The following is a 2537-nucleotide window of genomic DNA, read 5'->3' on the forward strand; positions in this document are numbered from 1 at the left end:
GCTGGGTCAGCGAAACCGTCATGAGATAGGCGCACGCTTCGGCATCAGTGCCGGTCGGTTCTTCCCCTTTCAGCTCTTTCATGTCACCCATCATTCTCTCTAGGGTGATAGCAGTCTTCAGCCATTCAGGGATGGTATCTCCCCACCCTCCCGGAAAGACGACAATAGGGTCTGTAAGGCATCCTACGATATTGGAGATGCCTTTCTCTGCTGTCTTGTTCAATTGTATTTTTCTCCTTTCTTTAGTCCTTGAACCTGGTTATGTGTAAACAGGAGTAGTGTGACCTGAAGTTATCTATCTGGCTTTGCCAGAAGCCGTTCCGGAAGTCCAGCAGATAGTGCCAATAGCCCTGATACTCCTGCTCCCGGACGGCTACCAGGTAATCGGTGAATATCCGGACACAGGCCGACCTGCTACCCCATAGCACAATGACGCCGGGGATGTAGTTCTGGTCGTCTTTATACCTGGTGGGATGCCACTCCAGCTGAAGCCGTTGTAGTTTCAGGTTATCCAGCCAGAAGTGGCGGCCGCCGGCGTCATACGAGCCGATGTGGATATCCTTCCCTTCCAGCTCCTCTAGTATCTCCATGAGCCTTACAATGGCTTTCCTGCGTTGCTTTCGAAGCGGTATCCGGGCTGCTTTCCTCCCCAGTTTTACCGTAGTGAGCGGTTCCGGCTCTGCCAGCTTCACTCCTTCGAACAGGTCAAGTTGCCCTGACATACGCAAACCTCCCTTCTTTAGATTTTGGGTATAGGTAGCCCTGTGGAATTGAATGAATTGCCTTAGACCAGAGCAGGTTGCTTGCCCGCTCTTTCCCTAGTCTTCTCTTGCTCCAGGGCTTCTTTGGGGATGTTGCTGCGGATGGATTCAATGGCAGATAGCAAATAACTTGGTGTTTCATGGCTGTAGATAACGCCGCCGGTGAGCCGCTTCAGCTCCTCGATAAGCCGGTTGATACGGTCTTTCATGTAGTCGGGCAGGTTGGGTATCTTGACGGCTTCTTCAGCTACCAGCCGGGCCTGATCCAGGGGTTCGATTGCCTGGCTGACATACTCTTCCGCCATGTCCGTCGCCTCGATTACTCTTAGTCCACTCCATTTGATAGGCACAAAATCACCTCCTTTCCGGGCATGGATAACCCTTCAGATTTGAGCGCTAACCCGCTCATCGCCGGCACCTAGCACCTGAGCTAAGTGCCGGAGTCAATGGGCTAATACTCGTCGGGGAATAGTATTGTGGTGGCCGACCTGTCCGCCTCGGTGATTATCCAGATTTTGGGCAGTTCTTCTGACTCATAGGCGGACAGGACACGGAAGCCCTCTTTAAGGCTCAGGTCATTCTCCACTCTGTCTTCGTCGCCAAGCTCTCCCCAATCGCCTTTGACGTGGCGGGCCAGACTATCAGTAACGAATTTGGCGAACGCCTCATCGTCGGCCACCAGGTCATTGACTCCCATGGTCATCACCAGCTGGCCCAAGGGAAAAGCCGTATTGACTGCTGCAAACATGAATTCTCCTTTCCGGGCACAAATAGCCCTGTAGGTTTTAGTCTCTACCACTAGAACATCGTGGCTTGGACACCGTGTTTTTGCTCGTTGGCTTCCCAGCACTCCTGGGCAACCCTGCGGGCGTGTTCCCTTACCATCTCGGGGTCAAGCTCGTCACCCTCGGCTTTGTTGATGAACTCGGAGCGGTAGCCGGTGCTGGTCATACACCCTCTCAATTCAAGATGGTCAGCGTGGTCAAAGTAGTTGATATGCCAGGTCACGTTGACCGTCTTGCCGTTATTGAGCTTGACTATAAACTCCTTGACTGCCTTTTCTTCCAATGCTTATTCACCCCCTTTCAGCGCAAAAAATAAGGGGGATATTCCCGCACAGGGCAGGAATACCCCCCTTACAAAAAAAAGCGCACAAAAAGAGCTATTACGCTCCTCATGTGCGCTTCTTTGTTGTTTGGTCAAGCGTTCTTTAGGCTACGGCTACTTTCTCTTTCTTTTTGTGGCTACGCTTCGGCTTCTCGGCTTTGGTGATTGCTTCCGCTTCGGCTACCGCCTCGGCTTTTTCGGCTTCCTCAACCTCGGCTTGCTCGCCCTCGGTATTTTCGCCTTCCTCGGCTTCTGGCTCTGGCTCGGTTGCCTCGGTGTCCTCTGGCTCGGCTTCCGCCTTGTCCCCCGCCTTAGCTTCACCTGTCAGCATGGGCATGACCACCAGTTGATAGCCTTCAACGGCAAACAGGACTGGCGACTTGCCATCGGTGAGCTTGAAGTCCACCATGCCCCCGCAGGCTCTTAAGGCTTCGGTGAGGTAACTGCCGTCAATTCTCACCCTCACTTCCCCGCCCTCAATATCGGCTGGCATGGTAACTTCCCCTTTGTCATCGGGGCTGGACATCACCACACCGCCGTTAAGGTGCAGGTCTATCGGGTAAGACTTACTGTCGGCAAGGGCTTTGAGTGAAGCAATCGCCTTACCAGCTTCCACCGTATCAAGGTGAGCGGTGATGTTCGCCTCGGCGGGTATGAGCTTCTCGTAGT

At 53.4% G+C, this 2537-nt stretch carries 6 protein-coding genes; all 6 read right to left on the bottom strand.

Annotation, left to right across the window (positions count from 1 at the left end; genetic code table 11):
* On the bottom strand, positions 1–223 hold a 223-nt coding region (locus PHH49_08825; GenBank protein MDD5489043.1), incomplete at its 3' end, for a hypothetical protein.
* A 19-nt stretch (positions 224–242) separates the two neighbouring features.
* The gene (locus PHH49_08830) at positions 243–722 is read right to left on the bottom strand and encodes a hypothetical protein (GenBank protein ID MDD5489044.1); all 480 of its coding nucleotides are present in this window, start codon (positions 720–722) and stop codon (positions 243–245) included.
* 62 nt (positions 723–784) lie between these two features.
* Positions 785–1066, bottom strand: coding sequence for a hypothetical protein (locus PHH49_08835; GenBank protein ID MDD5489045.1), 282 nt, complete (start codon positions 1064–1066; stop codon positions 785–787).
* Positions 1067–1212: 146 nt separating this feature from the next.
* Positions 1213–1509 carry a hypothetical protein gene (locus tag PHH49_08840; GenBank protein ID MDD5489046.1) on the bottom strand — a complete coding sequence of 99 codons (297 nt, stop codon included), beginning with the start codon at positions 1507–1509 and terminating at the stop codon, positions 1213–1215.
* A 50-nt stretch (positions 1510–1559) separates the two neighbouring features.
* Positions 1560–1829, bottom strand: a complete 270-nt coding sequence (locus PHH49_08845) for a hypothetical protein (protein ID MDD5489047.1) — start codon at positions 1827–1829, stop codon at positions 1560–1562.
* Positions 1830–1971: 142 nt separating this feature from the next.
* Positions 1972–2537 (bottom strand): hypothetical protein (locus tag PHH49_08850; protein ID MDD5489048.1); only part of this gene is annotated, 566 nt, incomplete at its 5' end.

Source organism: Candidatus Omnitrophota bacterium, assembly GCA_028715965.1.
Classification (GTDB): Bacteria; Omnitrophota; Gorgyraeia; order Tantalellales; family Tantalellaceae; genus JAQUQS01.